The sequence below is a fragment of the Streptomyces sp. NPDC093094 genome (assembly GCF_044754345.1).
Lineage (GTDB): Bacteria > Actinomycetota > Actinomycetes > Streptomycetales > Streptomycetaceae > Streptomyces.
In genome coordinates this window covers 226,650-245,638 of record NZ_JBIVOX010000006.1, presented here as the reverse complement: position 1 = coordinate 245,638, position 18,989 = coordinate 226,650, and the positions used below count along the sequence as shown (strand labels likewise).

Annotated in this window: 14 protein-coding genes and 1 pseudogene; 6 read left to right on the top strand and 9 right to left on the bottom strand. The window is 74.2% G+C overall.

Annotated elements, in window-relative coordinates:
* Positions 1-181: 181 nt before the first annotated feature.
* Positions 182-1,462 (top strand): MFS transporter, encoded by a 1,281-nt coding sequence (locus ACIQGV_RS14655; protein WP_402494521.1) that lies wholly within the window; start codon positions 182-184, stop codon positions 1,460-1,462.
* Between the two features lie 332 nt (positions 1,463-1,794).
* Here the strand turns inward: ACIQGV_RS14655 and ACIQGV_RS14650 are convergent, their stop codons facing one another.
* Positions 1,795-5,169, bottom strand: a complete 3,375-nt coding sequence (locus tag ACIQGV_RS14650) for a pyruvate carboxylase (protein WP_402494519.1) — start codon at positions 5,167-5,169, stop codon at positions 1,795-1,797.
* A 207-nt stretch (positions 5,170-5,376) separates the two neighbouring features.
* Here ACIQGV_RS14650 and ACIQGV_RS14645 point away from each other — a divergent pair, with 207 nt between their 5' ends.
* From ACIQGV_RS14645 to ACIQGV_RS14635, 3 genes and pseudogenes are all read left to right on the top strand, one after another.
* Positions 5,377-7,065, top strand: coding sequence for a serine/threonine-protein kinase (locus ACIQGV_RS14645; protein ID WP_402494517.1), 1,689 nt, complete (start codon positions 5,377-5,379; stop codon positions 7,063-7,065).
* Entirely contained in the window at positions 7,062-7,790 is a 729-nt protein-coding gene (locus ACIQGV_RS14640; protein ID WP_402494515.1) for a hypothetical protein, read from the top strand. Before ACIQGV_RS14645 ends, ACIQGV_RS14640 begins: the two co-directional genes overlap by 4 nt.
* Before the next feature lie 8 nt (positions 7,791-7,798).
* Positions 7,799-8,272, top strand: a pseudogene (locus tag ACIQGV_RS14635) (aldo/keto reductase); the annotation flags it as partial.
* A gap of 35 nt (positions 8,273-8,307) precedes the next feature.
* Here the strand turns inward: ACIQGV_RS14635 and ACIQGV_RS14630 are convergent.
* On the bottom strand, positions 8,308-8,628 hold the full coding sequence (locus ACIQGV_RS14630; protein WP_402494513.1) for a DUF6191 domain-containing protein: 321 nt from the start codon (positions 8,626-8,628) through the stop codon (positions 8,308-8,310).
* A 17-nt stretch (positions 8,629-8,645) separates the two neighbouring features.
* Positions 8,646-8,930, bottom strand: a complete 285-nt coding sequence (locus ACIQGV_RS14625; RefSeq protein WP_402494511.1) for a hypothetical protein — start codon at positions 8,928-8,930, stop codon at positions 8,646-8,648.
* A gap of 86 nt (positions 8,931-9,016) precedes the next feature.
* Here ACIQGV_RS14625 and argG point away from each other — a divergent pair, with 86 nt between their 5' ends.
* The gene (gene argG, locus ACIQGV_RS14620) at positions 9,017-10,462 is read left to right on the top strand and encodes an argininosuccinate synthase (protein ID WP_402494509.1); all 1,446 of its coding nucleotides are present in this window, start codon (positions 9,017-9,019) and stop codon (positions 10,460-10,462) included.
* 88 nt (positions 10,463-10,550) lie between these two features.
* On the opposite strand, the gene ACIQGV_RS14615 is transcribed toward argG, so the two are convergent.
* The 6 genes from ACIQGV_RS14615 to ACIQGV_RS14590 form a co-directional block, all read right to left on the bottom strand.
* On the bottom strand, positions 10,551-11,885 hold the full coding sequence (locus ACIQGV_RS14615) for a carbohydrate-binding protein (protein ID WP_402494507.1): 1,335 nt from the start codon (positions 11,883-11,885) through the stop codon (positions 10,551-10,553).
* Positions 11,886-11,955: 70 nt separating this feature from the next.
* Complete coding sequence (locus tag ACIQGV_RS14610; RefSeq protein ID WP_402494505.1) at positions 11,956-12,942, bottom strand: LysR family transcriptional regulator; 987 nt, start codon at positions 12,940-12,942, stop codon at positions 11,956-11,958.
* A gap of 66 nt (positions 12,943-13,008) precedes the next feature.
* Positions 13,009-15,678 (bottom strand): ATP-binding protein, encoded by a 2,670-nt coding sequence (locus tag ACIQGV_RS14605; protein ID WP_402494503.1) that lies wholly within the window; start codon positions 15,676-15,678, stop codon positions 13,009-13,011.
* A 10-nt stretch (positions 15,679-15,688) separates the two neighbouring features.
* Complete coding sequence (locus tag ACIQGV_RS14600) at positions 15,689-16,102, bottom strand: hypothetical protein (protein WP_402494501.1); 414 nt, start codon at positions 16,100-16,102, stop codon at positions 15,689-15,691.
* A gap of 68 nt (positions 16,103-16,170) precedes the next feature.
* Positions 16,171-16,707 carry a GNAT family N-acetyltransferase gene (locus tag ACIQGV_RS14595; RefSeq protein ID WP_402494499.1) on the bottom strand — a complete coding sequence of 179 codons (537 nt, stop codon included), beginning with the start codon at positions 16,705-16,707 and terminating at the stop codon, positions 16,171-16,173.
* The gene (locus ACIQGV_RS14590; protein WP_402494497.1) at positions 16,704-17,486 is read right to left on the bottom strand and encodes a class I SAM-dependent methyltransferase; all 783 of its coding nucleotides are present in this window, start codon (positions 17,484-17,486) and stop codon (positions 16,704-16,706) included. Before ACIQGV_RS14590 ends, ACIQGV_RS14595 begins: the two co-directional genes overlap by 4 nt.
* Positions 17,487-17,640: 154 nt before the next feature.
* Here ACIQGV_RS14590 and ACIQGV_RS14585 point away from each other — a divergent pair, with 154 nt between their 5' ends.
* Complete coding sequence (locus ACIQGV_RS14585) at positions 17,641-18,933, top strand: flavin-containing monooxygenase (RefSeq protein ID WP_402494495.1); 1,293 nt, start codon at positions 17,641-17,643, stop codon at positions 18,931-18,933.
* The last annotated feature ends 56 nt before the right edge of the window (positions 18,934-18,989 follow it).

Genomic DNA, 18,989 nt, shown 5'->3' with positions numbered 1-18,989 from the left:
ACATGCACATCCCGGTGCTCGGCATGCCGCCCGGCACCACGGCCGGCGCCGGCGGCGGACCGGGCAGGCCCGGGCACCGTCCCCGTCGCCGCGCTTCCCGCCGGGTGCGGAATAACGAGTGGAGGCACGGCCGGGCGGACAGGTAGCGTCCGCGGGTGATCCGTACCGCCGCTTTCGCCTCATGAGCCTGTCCAGAGCCCTGCTGGACGTCCGTCCGCTGCGCACCTCGCCCGTCTTCCGGCGGCTGCTGATCGGGCGCACGGTGTCGACGCTCGGCGGCTTCATGACCATGGTCACCGTCATGTACCAGGTCTGGGACATGACCCACAGCACCGTGTGGAGCGGCGCCGTCGGACTCGCCCAGGCGCTGCCGATGGTCGGTCTCGGGCTGGTGGCGGGGACCTGGGCCGACCGGTCGGACCGGCGCCGGCTGTATCTGCTGGCCACCGTCGGACAGGCGGTGTGCTCGGCGCTGCTGGCCGTGCAGGCGTTCGCCGGGCAGGTGCCGGTGGCCGTCGTGCTGGCGCTGGTCGCGGTGCAGTCGTCGTTCGGCGCGGTCGCCGCCCCGGCGGCGGGTGTGTTCGTGCCGCGGCTGCTGCCCAAGGACCAGGTCGCCGCCGGGCTCGCCCTCAACCAGGCCACCGGCCAGGCGATGATGCTGCTCGGCCCGGCCGTCGCCGGTGTCGTGCTCGGCTGGTGGGGCATCGGCGTCTGCTATCTGCTGGACGCCCTCAGCTTCGCCCTGGCCCTCCACGGCGCGTTCGGACTGCCCCGTCTCCCGCCCGAGGGCGAGCAGTCCCGCCCCGGGCTGCACGGCGTCCTGGACGGCCTGCGCTTCCTGACCGGGCACCGGGTGGTGCGCGGGGCGCTGGTCACGGACCTGGCGGCCACCGTCCTGGCGATGCCGGTCAGCCTCTTCCCCCTCGTCAACGCGGAGCGCTTCGGCGGCGATCCACGGACCCTCGGGCTCTTCCTGACGGCCCTGGCCGTGGGCGGGGTCACCGCGACCGCGTTCTCCGGGCCGCTGACCCGGCTGGGCCGGCCCGGCCCGGTGATGCTGTGCGCCTCCGCGGGCTGGGGCGTCGGCCTGGCCCTGTTCGGCGTGGTCTCCAGTGCCTGGGCGGGCCTGGCGACGCTCGCCCTCGCGGGCGCGGCGGACGCCGTCGCCGTGCTGTCCCGCACGACCATCGTGCAGACCCACACCCCCGACGCCCTGCTGGGCCGGGTGACCGCCGCCGAACTCGTCGTCGGACAGGCCGGGCCCCACCTCGGCAACCTGCGCGGTGGCCTGGTCGCCGGACGGACCTCCGGCGCCACCGCCCTCGCCGCCGGAGGGCTGCTGTGTCTGGCCGCGGTGACGACGGTCGCGGCCACGACCCCTGAACTGCGCCGCCGGTCCGGTACGGGACCGGCACCCGAGGGGCTCGCCGCTCCCGCACCGGCGGGACCCGGGAGCGCCTGACGGACGCCGGCGGGCACACCGCCGGACGGCCGGGGCGGCGACGGCCGCGCCCTCCAGGGCTGCGCCGCCCGGCCGGTGCCGGACCGGCACCGGGAAGACACGCCGCTCCCGCACCGGCAAGACCCGGGAGCGCCTGACGGACGCCGGCGCGCACACCGCCGGACGGCCGCGGCGGCGACGGCCGCGCCCCCCAGGGCTGCGCCGCCCGGCCGGTGCCCGGAGGGGCTCGCCGCCCCGCCGCCGGCCGGACCCGGACGTCCGCACGCGCAGACACGAACGGCGCGGTCCCTGCGGCGGACACACCGCCGCAGGGACCGCGCCGTTCGCCGGCGTCAGGCGAGTTCCGCCAGAAGGTCGCCGCCCTCCACCTGCTGCACACGGTTGACGGCCAGCCTCGCCACCCGGCCCGACTTCGGCGCCGTGATCGACGCCTCCATCTTCATCGCCTCGATGGTGGCCAGCGTCGTGCCCGCCTCCACCTCGTCGCCCTCCGCGACCACCAGGGTCACCACGCCCGCGAACGGCGCCGGCACATGACCGGGGTTGCCCCGGTCGGCCTTCTCGGTCACCGGGACGTCCGTCGCGGCGCTGCGGTCACGGACCTGGATGGGCCGCAGCTGGCCGTTCAGCGAGGACATCACCGTGCGCATACCGCGCTCGTCGGCCTCACCGACGGCCTGCAGCTCGATCAGCAGCCGCACCCCCGGCTCCAGGTCGATGGAGTACTCCTGGCCGGGCCGCAGACCGTAGAAGAAGTCCTTGCTGTCCAGCACGCTGGTGTCGCCGAACGCCTGCCGGTGGGTGTCGAACTCCCGGGTCGGCGCAGGGAACAGCAGCCGGTTCAGCGTGGCCCTCGGCTCCTTCTCCAGACCGTCCCGGTCCTCCGCCGACAGCTGCGCCGCAGGCTTGGCCTCCGCCCGCCCCTGGAGCGCCCGGGTACGGAACGGCTCCGGCCAGCCGCCGGGCGGGGTGCCCAGCTCGCCGCGCAGGAAGCCGATCACCGAGTCCGGGATGTCGAACCGGGACGGCTCCGCCTCGAAGTCCTCCGGGGCCACCCCCGCGCCCACCAGATGCAGCGCCAGGTCACCGACGACCTTCGACGACGGGGTGACCTTCACCAGCCGGCCCAGCATCCGGTCGGCGGCCGCGTACATCGCCTCGATCTGCTCGAACCGGTCGCCCAGCCCGAGCGCCACCGCCTGGGTGCGCAGGTTCGACAGCTGCCCGCCGGGGATCTCGTGGTGGTAGACCCGCCCGGTCGGCGCCGACAGACCCGCCTCGAAGGGGGCGTACACCTTGCGCACGCTCTCCCAGTACGGCTCCAGGTCGCCCACCGCCGCGAGGCTCAGCCCGGTCTGCCGCTCCGAGTGGTCCGTCGCGGCGACGATCGACGACAGCGACGGCTGCGAGGTCGTACCGGCCATGGAGGCCACGGCCCCGTCCACCGCGTCCGCGCCCGCCTGGATCGCGGCGAGGTAGGTCGCCAGCTGGCCGCCCGCCGTGTCATGGGTGTGCAGATGCACCGGCAGGTCGAACTCCCGGCGCAGCGCCGTGACCAGCTTCGCCGCCGCGGGTGCCCGCAGCAGCCCCGCCATGTCCTTGACGGCCAGCACGTGCGCGCCCGCCTCGACGATCTTCTCGGCCAGCCGCAGGTAGTAGTCCAGCGTGTAGAGCTTCTCCGACGGGTCCGACAGGTCCGAGGTGTAGCACAGCGCCACCTCCGCGATCGCCGTGCCCGTCTCCCGCACCGCGTCGATCGCGGGCCGCATCTGGTCCACGTCGTTCAGCGCGTCGAACACCCGGAAGATGTCGATGCCGGTGGCCGCGGCCTCCCGCACGAACGCGTCGGTCACCTCCGTCGGATACGGGGTGTAGCCCACGGTGTTGCGGCCGCGCAGCAGCATCTGGAGACAGATGTTCGGCACCGCCTCCCGCAGTGCGGCCAGCCGCTCCCAGGGGTCCTCGGCGAGGAACCGCAGCGCCACGTCGTAGGTGGCCCCGCCCCAGCACTCCAGGGACAGCAGCTGCGGCAGCGTCCGCGCCACCACCGGCGCGACCGCCAGCATGTCCTTGGTGCGCACCCGGGTGGCCAGCAGCGACTGGTGGGCGTCACGGAAGGTGGTGTCCGTGACGCCGAGGTCCGGCGACTCGCGCAGCCGGCGCGCGAAGCCGTCGGGCCCCAGCTCGGCCAGCCGCTGCCGGGAGCCGGCCGGCGGCTCGCCCGAGGGCCGGTGCGGCAGCTTCGACGACGGGTCGACCAGCGCGGGCCGCTCCCCGTGCGGCTTGTTCACCGTCACATCGGCCAGGTACGTCAGCAGCTTGGTGCCGCGGTCCGCGGAGTGACGCGAGGTCAGCAGATGCGGCCGCTGCTCGATGAACGCGGTGGTGACCCGGCCCGCCTGGAAGTCGGGGTCGTCGAGCACCGCCTGGAGGAACGGGATGTTCGTGGCCACACCGCGGATCCGGAACTCGGCCACCGCCCGCCGCGCCCGGTTCACGGCCGTGGTGAAGTCCCGGCCCCGGCAGGACAGCTTGACCAGCATCGAGTCGAAGTGCGCGCTGATCTCCGAACCGGCGTGCGTCGTACCGCCGTCGAGCCGGATGCCGGAGCCGCCGGGGGAGCGGTAGGCGCTGATCCGCCCGGTGTCCGGGCGGAAGCCGTTGGCCGGGTCCTCGGTGGTGATCCGGCACTGGAGCGCCGCGCCCCGCAGGGTGATGTTCTCCTGCGACAGACCCAGGTCGGCGAGCGTCTCGCCCGCGGCGATCCGCAGCTGCGCCTGCACCAGGTCGACGTCGGTGACCTCCTCGGTCACCGTGTGCTCGACCTGGATGCGCGGGTTCATCTCGATGAAGACGTGGTTGCCGTCGCGGTCGACGAGGAACTCCACCGTGCCCGCGTTGCGGTAGCCGATCTGCCGGGCGAACCGCACGGCGTCCGCGCAGATCCGGTCGCGCAGCGCCGGGTCCAGGTCGGGCGCCGGCGCCAGCTCGATCACTTTCTGGTGCCGCCGCTGCACCGAGCAGTCCCGCTCGTACAGGTGGATGACGTTCCCCGCCCCGTCGGCGAGGATCTGCACCTCGATGTGGCGGGGCTCCACCACGGCCTTCTCCAGGAACACCGTCGCGTCACCGAACGCGGACGCCGCCTCCCGCGAGGCCGCCTCCACCGACTCGCGCAGCTGCCCCGGCTCCTCGACCCGCCGCATACCGCGCCCGCCGCCGCCGGCGACGGCCTTCACGAACACCGGGAAACCGATCTCCTCGGCCGCGCGCACCAGCTCGTCGACGTCCGTGGACGGGGCGGAGGACCCCAGCACCGGCACCCCGGCCGCCCGCGCCGCCGCCACCGCGGTCGCCTTGTTGCCCGTCAGCTCCAGGATCTCCGCGTCCGGGCCGACGAAGGTGATCCCCGCCTCCCGGCACGCCCGCGCCAGCTCGGGGTTCTCCGACAGGAAGCCGTAGCCCGGGTACACGGCGTCCGCGCCCGCCCGCCGCGCCGCGGCGACGATCTCGTCGACGGAGAGATACGCCCGCACCGGATGTCCCGGCTCGCCGATCTCGTAGGCCTCGTCGGCCTTCAGCCGATGCAGCGAGTTGCGGTCCTCGTGAGGGAAGACGGCCACGGTCCGCGCACCCAGCTCGTAGCCGGCGCGGAACGCGCGAATCGCGATCTCGCCACGGTTGGCGACCAGCACCTTGCGGAACATTCTTGATCCCTTCAGCCTGCCGGTGACGTGCCCATGGTGTCGGCGATACCCTCCCGACGCCATGTGAGCCGGGCCACTGGACCCGCTCCTGCACCTGTACGTACGAGAGACCGTCAGACCGCAACCGCCGTGGCCGGAAATGTGTCTCTCATCGCGTGCGTGAGCTCCGGAGCGGCTCCGGCGGCACCACGGCCAGGAGGGTCGGACATGAACGAGTGGGCAGTGCCCGGCTACACCGAGTCGCAGGAACTCGGTGCGGGCGCGAGCGGCCGGGTCGTGCTGGCCGTGCACCGGGAGACCGGGGTACCGGTCGCGGTGAAGTACCTCAGCGACTCCCTGCGCACCCGGCCCGGCTTCGTGCAGGACTTCCGCGCGGAGGCCCGGCTGCTCGGCGGACTGCACAGTCCCTACGTCGCCGGACTGTACGAGTACGTCGAGAGCCCCGACGGCGCCGCGATCGTGATGGAGCTGGTCGACGGCGTCTCGCTGCGCACCCTGCTGGTCCGGGAGGGCCCGCTGGAGCCGGAGGCCGCGCTGTGCGTGCTCAAGGGTTCGCTGCTGGGCCTCGGTGACGCGCACCGGCTGGGTGTCGTCCACCGGGACTACAAGCCGGAGAACGTCCTGGTGCTGCCGGACGGCACCTCCCGTCTCGTCGACTTCGGCATCGCGGTGGACTCCGGGATCAGCGCGGGCATCGCGGGAACGCCCGCCTACATGGCTCCGGAGCAGTGGACGGGCGAGCCCGCCTCGCCCGCGGCCGACGTGTACGCCGCGACGGCCACCTTCTTCGAGTGCCTGACCCGCCGCAAGCCGTACCACGGCGACAACCTCGCCGAACTGGCGCTGCAGCACGTCGACGCGCCCGTGCCCGCCGACGAGGTCCCCGCGCCGGTACGGGAGCTGGTGCGCCGCGGCCTCGCCAAGGACCCGGGGCAACGGCCCGTGCACGCCGACGCGTTCGTGGCCGAGCTGGAGGCGGCGGCCGGTGCGGCCTACGGGCCGGACTGGGAGGAGCGCGGCCGGGGCCGGCTCGCCGCGCTGGCCGCCCTGCTGCCGCTGCTGCTGCCCCCGGCCCGTACGACCCCGCGCGGCACGACGGACATCGCGCGTACGGTCCTCGCCCCGGCCCCGGTCCGGGGCGGGCTGCGCGCATGGCTGCCCGGCAGACCCGGGGTCCTCGTCTCCGCGGCCCTCGTCCTGCTGGGCGTCCTGCTGGCCCACACCGGTCCGCCTGTGCCCGGAGCGGCCCCGGGCGCGGCGGCGCAGGCCCTGGCCACCACCAGCGCGGGCACCGGCGGGGACCCGGCGGCCCCGGGCACGCCGTCCGCCTCCGCCACGGCGGCCTCGCCGTCCCCGGAGGGGAGCCCGTCCGCGTCCGTGTCCCCCTCCGCGTCCCCTTCGGAGTCCTCCTCTCCTCCCTCGGCCTCCCCTACGGATCCGCCGGACCCGACGGAGCCGGGGGCACCGGCCGGGACCTCGGAGCCCCCGGCTCCGCCCGGCGGTACGGCGGCCCCGCCCACCGTGACCGAGGCACCGCCGACCAGCGCCCCGCCCACCGTCGCCCCGCCGACGGGCGTCAAGGACGTGACGCTGTCGGCCTTCCAGCAGACGGGCGCGCTCACCGCGACCGCCACGTTCACGGTCACCACCGACGGCACCGGCCCGGTGGCCGTCACCGTCGGCTGGTTCCTGGGCAACACCCCGGGCGAGCCCGGCGCCCCGGACGGCGCGGCCCAGACCGTCGAACGCAGCGGCGCCACCAGCTACACCGTCACGGTCGACCACACCTTCCAGAGCCGGGCCTGCTACTGGACCGTGCAGGCGACCACCACTCCGGCGTCCTCCGACGGCGGAGCCTCGCAGCAGCTTCTGACCAGGCAGTGTGAGCTGAGATGACCGCGCACGACGACGACCGCACCCCCGCGAACGGCCCCGCCGACGACGAGTACAGCGCCACCGTGCTGGCCAGCCACTGGATCCAGCGCCCGGACCGGCAGGACACAGTCGAGGAGACGGTCCAGGACACGGACCGTCAGGACACACTCAAGGTCACGGACACGGCCACGGACACGGTCCGGGCCACGGACACCGTCGTCGATCCGCCCTCGCCGGACCGCGTCGAGGGGACGGTCCTGCGGTTCGGCCCGGGCGTCACCGCGGCCGTGGCGGAGCGCACCCTGCGGCAGCCGGCCCCCGCGGTGCCGTCCGCCGCGCCCCCGCGGCGACGCCTCCTGCGCCGGCACGCCCTGCCCGCCGTGGTCCTCCTGTGCGTCCTGGCGTTCCTCGCCTGGCAGCGGCTGGGGCCGTCCGTGCAGGTGCGCTCGGTGACGGTCGCGGCCGGCCCGGCGGTGCTGGGCTGCGACACGACCGCGGAGATCGTCGCCCGCCTGGTCACCGACGGCCGCCCGGGCACGATCACCTACCGCTGGATCCGCAGCGACGGCACCTCCTCCGGCGTCCTGCGCGAGCGGGTGGCGCGCGGGCAGCGGGAGGCGAGAGTGCGTCTGCGGTGGACGTTCGAGGGCGAGGGCCGTCTCGTGGGCCGGGCCGACCTGCGCATCCTCACCCCGGACCCGCGCACGGTCACCGCCCGTCTGACCTACGACTGCGCGGGTGTCTGACCGCGGGCGCGCTCCGGAGCGAGCGGTCGCTGTGGACCCGGGCCCCGGAGCCCGCCGTCGCCCAGGTCTGCCGTGAACCGGGCATCGGCATTGTGCCGTTCTCCCCGCTCGGCCGCGGCTTCCTGGCCGGCCGGGTCGCCTCGGTCGAGGGACTTGCCGACGACGGCGTACGCCGCAGCCGGCCGCGTTTCGCCGAGGGCGCCCTGGAGTGCGACCTCGCGATCGTCGCGAAGCCGGAGGAGCTCGCCGTGGCCGAGGGCGTGACGGCGGGGCAGCTTGCCCTGGCCTGGGTGCGGCACCGGGGCGACGACGTGGTGCCGGTTCCGGGCACCCGGTGGCGGGAGTACCTGGAGGAGAACCTCGCGGCGCCGGCCGTCGAGCTCACGCCGGACGGCCTCGCCGCCGTCGAGGCCGTCGCCCCGGCCGGGCGGTTCGCCGGCTCCCGCCACGACGCGACCGGCCCGGCCTTCGTCGACGGCTGACCGTGCCCGTGCCCGGGCCGTGTGACCGTGTGTGCTCAGGCGCCGGCGCCGGGCAGCCGCACCACCGCGGTGCCCCGGGTGAGGTCGACGGTGGTCCGGTGCGGGGGCGCGCCGTCCTCCTCGTCGTCGCGCAGCAGGAGGGACGACTGCCGTTCCTTGAGCTCGTGGTGCTTGCCGGGGGAGAGGGCCGCGTGCAGCTGCTCGAACCCGGTCGCGGAGACCTGACCGGTGCGCGCCCGGTTCCGCCAGGGCAGCAGGCCCGCCCGTCCGGCGTGCAGCAGCAGCTGGTCGGCGAAGGCCAGGGCGGTCAGGAGGATGACCAGACCGGGCAGGGTCAGGAAGACGACGAAGGCCATGGAGCGAGTATCCCGCGCTATCCCGCGGTCCCGGGCTCCGAGTGGCGTACGGCCTTCTTCACCTCCTCCTCGACCTGGTTGCGGGCGGTTCCCTGCTCCTTGGCGAACGCGGTGACCGCCTCCTGGACGTCACGGGCCAGCTCGCGCCAGGCACGCCAGGCGGTCTCGTACACCTCGCTCTGGTGTTCGGGCCACGGGCTGTGCGCGGGCGGCCCGTACTTGTCGCGAAGCGCCTCGACCCGGGCGTGCGCCTGGTCGGCCGCGCGCTGCTTCTCGATCAGCTCTTCATAGGTGTGAGCCACTGTCCGATCGTAAGAAGCGCGGGTCGTTCCCGCGCGGCGACACGGCCCGGCTTGCATGGTCATGCATAACGATGCATACTCTTCCTATGTCCAAGGTCCTCACTTCCCTTCCGGCCGGCGAGCGCGTCGGTATCGCCTTCTCCGGCGGCCTCGACACCTCCGTCGCCGTCGCGTGGATGCGCGACAAGGGTGCCGTCCCCTGCACCTACACCGCCGACATCGGCCAGTACGACGAACCCGACATCGCCTCGGTGCCGGGCCGTGCGAAGACCTACGGCGCCGAGATCGCGCGCCTCGTGGACTGCCGTGCGGCGCTCGTCGAGGAGGGCCTGGCCGCGCTGGCCTGCGGGGCGTTCCACATCCGCTCCGGCGGGCGTGCCTACTTCAACACCACGCCCCTCGGCCGTGCCGTCACCGGCACCCTGCTGGTGCGCGCGATGCTGGAGGACGACGTCCAGATCTGGGGCGACGGTTCGACCTACAAGGGCAACGACATCGAGCGGTTCTACCGCTACGGCCTGCTGGCCAACCCTTACCTGCGGATCTACAAGCCCTGGCTGGACTCGGACTTCGTGACCGAGCTCGGCGGCCGCAAGGAGATGTCGGAGTGGCTGCTCGCCCACGGCCTCCCCTACCGGGACAGCACCGAGAAGGCATATTCCACCGACGCCAACATCTGGGGCGCCACGCACGAGGCGAAGACCCTGGAGCACCTGGACACCGGCGTCGAGACCGTCGAGCCGATCATGGGTGTGCGGTTCTGGGACCCCTCGGTCGAGATCGCCGCCGAGGACGTGACGATCGGCTTCGAGCAGGGCCGCCCGGTGTCGATCAACGGCAAGGAGTTCGCCACCGCGGTCGACCTGGTCCTGGAGGCCAACGCCATCGGCGGCCGGCACGGCCTGGGCATGTCCGACCAGATCGAGAACCGGATCATCGAGGCCAAGAGCCGCGGCATCTACGAGGCGCCCGGCATGGCCCTGCTGCACGCGGCCTACGAGCGGCTGGTCAACGCGATCCACAACGAGGACACCCTCGCCCAGTACCACACCGAGGGCCGCCGCCTGGGCCGCCTGATGTACGAGGGCCGCTGGCTGGACCCGCAGGCGCTGATGATCCGCGAGTCGCTCCAGCGCTGGGTCGGCGCCGCCGTCACCGGCGAGGTGACCCTGCGGCTGCGGCGCGGCGAGGACTACTCGATCCTCGACACCAGGGGCCCGGCGTTCAGCTACCACCCCGACAAGCTGTCGATGGAGCGCACCGAGGACTCGGCCTTCGGCCCCTCGGACCGGATCGGCCAGCTCACCATGCGCAACCTCGACATCGCCGACTCCCGCGCCCGCCTGGAGCAGTACGCCGGCCTCGGCCTGATCGGCACCGCCGGTCCGGCGGTCGGTGCCGCGCAGGCCGCCGCGACCGGTCTGATCGGCTCCATGCCGGAGGGCGGCGCCGAGGCCATCGCCTCCCGCGGCGAGGTCTCCGAGGAGGACGAGGCCCTGGACCGCGCCGCCATCGAGTCCGGCACGGACTGACCTCGCCCCAGAGGGCCCGGCCCCGTACGCGAAGAGGCCCGGGTGCGCCATCCCCGCACCCGGGCCCCTCTGCCGTCCGGCGCCGGTGTCAGACGCGCTGCCACAGCGCCGGCACGTTCGGCGGCTCCCAGCCCGCCTGGGCCTGGTGGCCCTGGAGGCAGCGGTAGGTCCCGCCGCCGTACGTCACCGTGGCGCCCGCCTGGTAGACGGTGCCCGCCGACCAGGTGCCGCCCGGCTCACCCGGGTCGTCCGGGTCTCCGGGGTCGCCGCCGCCGGTCGTCCTCAGGGTGAGCCCGTACGACTGGAGGATCGGGTTGATCGGCTGGAAGAACGTCGTCCCGCCGGACGAGCAGTTGCCCGAGCCGCCCGAGGTGACGCCCTGCGCCTGGCTGCCGGAGATGTAGGAGCCGCCCGAGTCGCCCGGCTCGGCGCACACCGACGTACGGGTGACCCCGCTGACGGTGCCCTCCTGGTAGGTCACGCTCGTGTTGTGCTGCTGGACCGTGCCGCAGTGCCAGCCCGTCGTCGAACCGGAGCGGCACACCGACGCGCCCACGGGCGCCTGCGCGGAACCGGCGACCTGGACACCGGAGCCGTTGACGTTCGGCGTCGCCGTCCAGTTGGAGTTCACCGCCACCCACGCCATGTCGTTGCCCGGGAACACCGACGCCTGGAAGGTGCCCTGCGCCACCCGGTTGGAGCCGGAGGTGGTGGTGCCCGCGCGGCCGCAGTGGCCCGCCGTGGCGAAGCCGTGCTGGGTGCCGCGGGTCACCGGGAAGCCGATCGAGCAACGGCCGCCGCTGCCCATGTAGTACGCGTCGCCGCCGCGCAGGTCGTACAGCGGCCGGGGCCGCTCGGCCGTCACCTCCACCCGCGCGCCGACCCCGGCGGCCGCCAGCAGCGCACGCGCCGCCGAGGGCCGGACCGCCTCCACGACGAGGGAGTTGGTGCGCACGTCGACGTACCGGACCGGAGCGTCGGTGCCGCCGAGCCGCGCGACCGCACGGTCCAGACGGGCCATGGCCGCCTCCAGGGCGGCCAGGGAGCTGCGGACGACGACGGCGTCCGCGCCGCGCGCCTCGATCGCGGCCACGTCGGACGGGTCCGTCGTGGCCACCGTCAGCCCCTGCGACTCCGCGCCGCGCACCCAGGCGCCCGCGAAGTCCCGGCCGAGCGCGGCCCGCAGCCGGCCCGCGGCGGCACCGGCCTCGGCCTCGTTCACCAGACGGCGCTCGGCCTGGCGCCGGTCCAGGCCGAGATCGCGTTGCAGGGCCCGCAGCAGTGCCGGCGGGGCGTCGGCGGTCCGCAGGGCGGCCGCGGCGGAAGGAGGCTGCGCGCTCGCGTTGCCGCTGAGCCCGGACACGAGCAGGGCAGCCGTCGCCGCCGCGGCCGCGCACGCGGCTCTGGCACGGAGTGGGAGCATGGGGAGGTCTCCTCGGAATCGGTGGGCGGTGCCGAAACCGTAGGGACGGACGCACCGGCCGCGTAAGACATCAGACGGCCCCCTGCCCCGGTGTTATGGAACGCGTCCGCGCCCGGCCGCGCCGCGCGAGCCAGTCCGCGTAACTGCCGCTGCGCGCCGCCGCGACCGCGTGCGCACCCCGGGCCTGCGCCAGCACGGTCGCCGCGGTGTCCGGCTGCTGCGTCGTCGGGTGCCAGCCCAGCAGATGCCGCCACACCAGCGGCGTTTCCGCGAGCGGCCGCGTGGTGATGCCGGGCGTCGGCGGGAACGTGGCCCGGCACAGACCGACCGCCCGGCCCACCTGCACCAGATGCACACAGGACGCGGTGTCCGTCTCGTACATACGGCGCGGGGTGAATCCCGCCCGGGCGCACGCCGCGGTGAAGCAGTCCGCGAAGCAGCCGTCGCCGGGCACGCACGCCCACTCCTGGCCCGCCAGCGCGGCCAGTTCGAGCTCGCCCGAGCCGCGCGCCAGCGGATGCTCCTCACCCAGCATCACGAACACCGGGTCCACGGCGATCTCCTGCCACACCAGCTGCGGGGCGCCGGGCGGGGAGGCGGAGCCGCAGGTCCCCGCGAGGGCGAAGTCCAGCCGCCCCTCGGCCAGCAGCTCCGCCAGCTCCCGCTCGGACCAGGAGGCGCAGGTCGTCACCGTGGCGTCGGGCGCGGCGTCCGCGAGCCGGTCCACCAGCGCACCGAGCAGCGGTCCGTGGGTGCCGCCGAGCCGCAGCCGCTCCGCCGCCCTCCGGTCCCGGGCGAACCGGGTCGCCTCCCGCTGGAGTTCGCTCACCGCGGGCAGCACGATCCGGGTGCGCTCCAGCACCAGCTCGCCCAGCGCGGTCGCCCGTACGCCGTACCGCCCCCGCTCGAACAGCGCCCCGCCCAGCGTCCGTTCGATCCGCCTGAGCTGCGCGCTGAGCGCGGGCTGCGCCAGCCCGAGCACCGAGGCCGCCCTGGTGAGGCTGCCCGCCTCGGCGATCGTCCGGATGGTCCTCAGATGCCGCAACTCCAGCTCCATAGGGGGAGCTTGCGGGGTACGGGGGACCAGGGCAAGAGGCTGGTCCGGACCAGAGGCCGCCCGGCCCTACATCAGACCTTCGTCCTGGAGGCGGGCACGCGTGCCGTAGTACAGCTCCGGGTCCCGGGTCCGCTCGGCGACCTGCACGGCCCGCCGCGCCGCCCGCCGGGCGTCCTTGCCCTGCCCGGACTTCTCAAGGGCCAGGGCGAGGGCCGTGGCGGCGGACACCTGGCGTTCCGGGGCGTCCGCGTCCACGGCCGCGTGCTCCGCCTCGGTGGCCGCCACGACCGCGTCCCGCGCCCGGTCCAGGGCCAGCAGTCCGTGTGCGAGCAGGGACCCGGCCTGGGACGCCGCCGCCGGATCACGGTCGGCCGTGAACAGCCCGGCGGCCTCTCGCGCCGCCTCGACGGCAGACCCGTGGTCGCCGTGGGCCGAGCGTGCCGCGGACAGGTTGACCAGCGCACGGCCGCGCTCCCTGCGCCGCCCCAGCTCCTCGTAGGCTCCGACGGCCTCCTCGTAGAGCCGGATCGCCGCATAGAAGTCACCGGCGCTGTGGTGCAGTTCGGCGAAGTGGCTGAGGGTGGCCGCGACGTTCGCGTCGGAGCCGAGGCTCCGCCATGCCGCCAGGGACAGCCGGGAGGCGCGCTCCAGGTGCTCGCGGAGACTGCGCAGCCGCCCCCGGATCTCCACCGCGGCGTCCGCCGTGTCGTACGCGGTCGCCGCCAGCAGCCGGCAGACGTACTCCTGCCGTGAGGCATCGCCGTCCGTGCCGTCCGCCGCGGCGCGCAGCAGGGGTTCCAGGGCGGCGTCGAGACGGTCGAGGGCCGCCACGATGCGCTGCCGCAGAACCCAGTGACGGGCCTTCACCAGATGCGTGAGGGCCTCCAGGAGGTCGTCCCCGCCGCACCGGGCCAGGGTCAGCGCCAGCTCCAGGGGCTCGGCCACCAGGAAGTCTCCGAGGTCCGCCGCGGACGCGGTACGGGCGATCTCGTGCAGCAGCGGTACGGCGGCGGCCCTGTCGGACTCCGGCAACCGGCCCGCGGCACTGCGCGCGGTCCTCCACAGCGCCGTGACCTGGTCACGGGCCGCGTCGTGGTCTTCGCTCAGCGGCCGGTGCAGCGCCTCCGCGGAGAAGTCCAGCAGTTGTCGGGCCACCTCGGACGTACGGTGTGCGCTCAGCCGCGCCCCCAGCTCCCAGGCCCGGCCGCTCAGGGCCCACGGCATGCTGTGGACGTCGCCCGACGAGGACGCCACGTCCGCGATCCGGGCGGCGGTCTCCGCCAGCTCCGCCGACTGGCCGCGATGGCGGTGCATCCGTGCGACGGCCTCCAGGATGCGCAGCGCGGCATCGACGTCGTCGAAGGTCACCCCCATCCCGACCGCCGCCTGGAGGTTGGGCAGTTCCTGGTCGAACCACTCCAGCGCGTACCGGGTGCGGGCCTGCTCCGGAGGGTGCCCGTCGCGCAGCGCCCGCGCACTGGCCGTCGCTCTCACCGCGTAGTGGTTCAGCAGTCGTTCGGAAGGCTCCCGCTGGTCGTCCTGATGGCTTCCCATCAGCTCGATGGCGTAGTCGCGGATGAGGTCGTGCTGGCGCCAGGCGCCCGCGCCCACATGCTCGATCATGTGCGCCCGGGCCAGTTCGTGCAGCAGGAGCCGCGTCCGGTGCGTCTGGGACCCGATGAGTTCGGCGGCGCTCTCGATCCCGAAGTGCGGGCCGGGGTTGAGCGGCAGCAGCCGGAACAGCCGGGCCTGGTCGTCCGCGAGGCGGTGGTACGACAGCTCGAAGGCGGCCCGCACGGCCCGCTCCCCGTCGTCCAGCAGGTCGAGCCTGCTGTGCGCCCGGGCCAGTTCCTCCGCCAGCTCGGCGGGTGCGAGGCCGGGAGCACCGGCCAGGAGGGCCGTCGCGATGTGCAGCGCGAGGGGCAGATGCCCGCACAGGTCACACAGCCGCGCCAGGCCCTCGTGGTCGTCGTGGAGACGGGCGTCCCACGCGGACAGCTGCTCCAGCTGCCGTCTGACCAGGGTCAGCGAGTCCCGTCCCGCCAGGGTCCGCAGGTCCAGGGTGCGCGAGCCCCTGACGGTCAGCGTGTGCCGCGAGGTGACGATCACGCGGTGTCTGCGCGAGCGGGGGAGCAGGTCGGCGATCTGGGCGGTCGTGGAGGCGTTGTCCAGCACGAGCAGCACGCCCCGGCGCTCGGCCGCGAGGGAGTCCAGCAGCCGGTGGTACTGCACGGCCTGGTGCCGGGGCGCGACCCTGTCCGCGGCCCCCTCGTCGAGGGCGTGCAGCAGCGGGCCGTACATCTGGTGCGGCCGGACGCGCTGTTCGGGCTGGAGCGCGTAGCCGTTGAGGTCGACGAAGACCGCGCCGCCGGGGAACCAGCCCCGGGCCACCGCCTCCGCGGCGCTCACCCTGGCCAGGGCGGTCTTGCCGATCCCGGCGAGCCCCGCCACCGCCGACACCACCACCATGGCGGACGCCTCGTGCCGGGGGTCGAGCACCCCGAGCACGGACTCGACCTCGTGGTCGCGGCCGACGAAGACGTCCCGGACCGCCTCGGCGGTCGGCTGGACGTGCTCCACCAGCACGACCGCGTCCGTCACCGGCGCATGATGGTGCACCTCGGTGATCCGTACGTCGCGCGCGGCCTGGACGACGCTGCCGCCCGAGGACGCGTGGGCGGTCAGCCGGACCGCGCCGATGTGCTCATGGTTCTCGGCTCTGCCGGACGACGTCACCGCCGCCCCGTCACCGCTCGGTGATGTTCATGTCGCCGGCCGACTGGTAGACGCGCCCGCCGCCGGTCGCCCGGGCGTCCATCCGGACCGAGCCGACGCGGGGCGCCGGTGCCGGTGCGGGCAGACTTCGCGTCAGCCGGTCCAGCTCCCCGGCGAGTTCGTCGGTGCGCCGCAGGTCGGCGAGCAGCAGCTGCAGCAGTCTGCGCCGCCACAGCTCGGTCAGCTCGTCCGCGGTGACCTGGCCGCCGTCCGCGAGCAGGGCCGTCTGTGCCGCGGACAGCTCGTCGTCCACCGACTGCGCCTCCTCGGGGCGCACCCGGCGCCACAGCGCGACCACCCCGCCGCGCGCCTGCTGCCATGCGTCGGTGGCCATCGCGGCGACCACCGCGGACCCCGCCAGTTGTGCGACCGTACTCGGATCCATGTCCCTGCCCCCGTGCCGCTCGCGTCCCGGTATCAGCCGGTTCAGGTTATCGGCACGCGAGCCGGGTGTCAGTCGGTCGTGACCGGGGGTTCCCGGCGTACGAGTTCGTCGGCCAGGAGGTCCATCAGCAGGCCGTCGTGCCAGGTGCCGTCGGCGCCGCGCTCGTACCGGCGCATGACGCCGACGGGGCGGAAGCCGACCTTGGTGTAGCAGCGGATCGCCGCGGTGTTGTCGGCGGCGGGGTCGATGACCAGGCGGTGATGGCCGTGGTCGTCGACGAGGTGGACGGCCAGGGTGCGGACGGCGTCGGTGCCGAGGCCGCCGCCGTGCACAGCGGGGTCGAGGAAGAGGTCGATGCCGGCGTGCCGGTACTCGGGGTCCTCCTCGGCGTACCACTGGATCAGTCCGACGATCCGGCCGTCGCGCTCGACGGTGAACGGGTGGGTGCCGGGGTCGCCGAGGTCCTCGGCCACCTCCGACTCCAGGTCGTCGCCGCCGCGCCAGCGGGCACGCACCTCGGGGGTGGCCCGGATCGCGGCCAGGACGGGCACGTCCTCGGGGACGGAGGGGCGCAGGACGACGAGGGCGCCACGCAGCACGGTCATGGACGCGACCCTACCGGCGGCCCCGTGAGGGCCGGTCCGGGCGCGTCCGGCAGCCGGTAGACGGAGACGTGTGACCTGGACTCGGCGGTGAACTCCGCGCCGCCGAAGTCCGCGTGCCGGGACTCCAGCCGGAAGCCGGCGAGCCGGGCCATCAGGTCGAGTTCGGCGGGCCAGACGTAGCGGTGGGGGCTGCGGAACAGCCGGGCCCGGTCGGTTCCGTCGAAGTGGAAGTGGTGCGACACGACGTGCTGGTGCAGGACGTCGTAGGTGTCGAGGCCGATGTGGCCGGGCTCGGACTGCCACACGGTGGCCGTCCGTCCGGGCGGCAGGCTGCGCAGCTCCGGCACCCACAGCTCGATCACGAACCGGCCGCCGGGACCGAGATGGCGGGCGGCGTTGCGGAAACACTCGATCTGCTCGTCCTGGGTGAGCAGATTGGAGAGGGTGTTGTAGACGAGGTAGACGAGGCTGAACGTGCCGGGTGCCGTAGCGGTGGCCATGTCCCCGACGGTGACGGGGACCGTCGTCTCGTCGGCCTTGGTGCGCAGCCGGTCCACCATCGGCTGCGACAGCTCGATCCCGGCCACCGGGACTCCGCGTTCGGCCAGGGGGACGGCGACCCGGCCGGTCCCCACCGCGAACTCCAGCGCGGCGCCGCCGCCGGCGAGTCCGGCGAGCCGGTCCACCGCCGGCCCCAGGACCTCGGGCGCGAACATGCCCGTGCCGGGGGTGTCGTAGCGCCGGGCGGTGTCGGCGTCCCAGATGTCTTCCTGCTGCATGCGTCCACGCTCGCTCCCGGGCCCGGCGGTGTCCACCGGATAAACACCGCCGGGAGCAGGCCCGTCCGGCGGTGTCGCAGATCACCGTGTGAAGGACGAGCACGGAGGGCATGGATTTTCCCTGCGGATCCGTCGACATCTGTGGGAGCAGTCCTTGAGCGTGTGTGTGATCGGTGCCGGTCTGTCGGGGCTGGGGGTCATGCGTTCCCTGCGGTCACGGGGTATCGAGTACGTGTGCCTGGAGAAGGCCCCGGACGTGGGCGGGATCTGGCGTCAGCCGCAGGCGGGCGAACGCGGGCCGGGATATCTGGCACTGCATCTCAACTCGGCCAAGGAACTGACCGCCTACAGCGGGTTCCCGATGCCGGACGACCTGCCGCTGTACCCCCGGCACAGCGAGATGGCCGCGTATCTGCGGTCCTTCGCCGACTGGGCGGGGGTGTCCGGCCGGGTCGAGACGGGCACCGAGGTGCTGTCGGTGCGTCAGGAGGGCGACGGGAGCTGGAGCGTCGTCAGCCGAGGCGGCGAAGGCGCCGAGCGGACAAGGCGGTTCGAGCACGTCGTCGTCGCCACGGGCCACAACACCGAGCCGGCCCTGCCGAGTCCGCTGCCGCCCGGCGCCGACTCCTTCGGCGGCAAGATCCTGCACTCCCTCGACTACAACGACGGCCGGGACTTCGACGGCCAGCGCGTGGTCGTGGTGGGACTGGGCGCGTCGGCGGTGGACATCGCCGCCGATCTGTCCCGGCACGCCGGGCGCACGGTGCTGTCGGTGCGGCGGGGGCTGCACATCGTGCCGAAGCAGCTCTTCGGGCTGACCCTGGACCAGATCGCCAACGCCCCGTGGTGGACCCGGATGTCGCTGGAGGAGCAGCGCCGGTTCGTGGAGCAGGCGCTGCTCGTCGCCCGGGGCAGGCTGGCCGACTACGGGCTTCCTGAGCCCGACCATCCGGTCTTCGCCTCGGCCGTGACCATCTCCGACGAGATCCTCAGCCGCATACGGCACGGCGGAGTGATCCCCCGGCCCGCGATCGCGTCCCTGTCGGGCAATCTGGTCCGGTTCACGGACGGCAGCCACGAGGAGGCCGACGCGATCGTCTACTGCACGGGCTACCGCATGGCGTTCCCCTTCCTCCCGGACGGCTGGCCGGCCGGTCCGCGCGGATCGGTCGAGCTGTACAAGCGGGTCGTGGCGCCCGGCCGTCCCGGTCTGTACTTCGTCGGCCTGGTGCGGCCGGTGGGGACGATCACCCCGCTGGTGGAGGAACAGAGCGAGTGGGTCGCCCGGATCGTGGCGGGCGAGACGGGGCTGCCGCCCGAGGACGTCATGCGGGAGGAGATAGCCGCCCATCTCGGCGGCATCGCCGAGCGGTACGGGGAGAGCGAGGGCTCCTCCCTCCAGGTCGACGTCGTGCCCTATCTGCGGCAGCTGCGCGAGGCCGGGTGAGCCGGGGCCGGCGACACGGGTGCGGGCGACGCCGCCCGCACCCCCGGCCTTCCGGG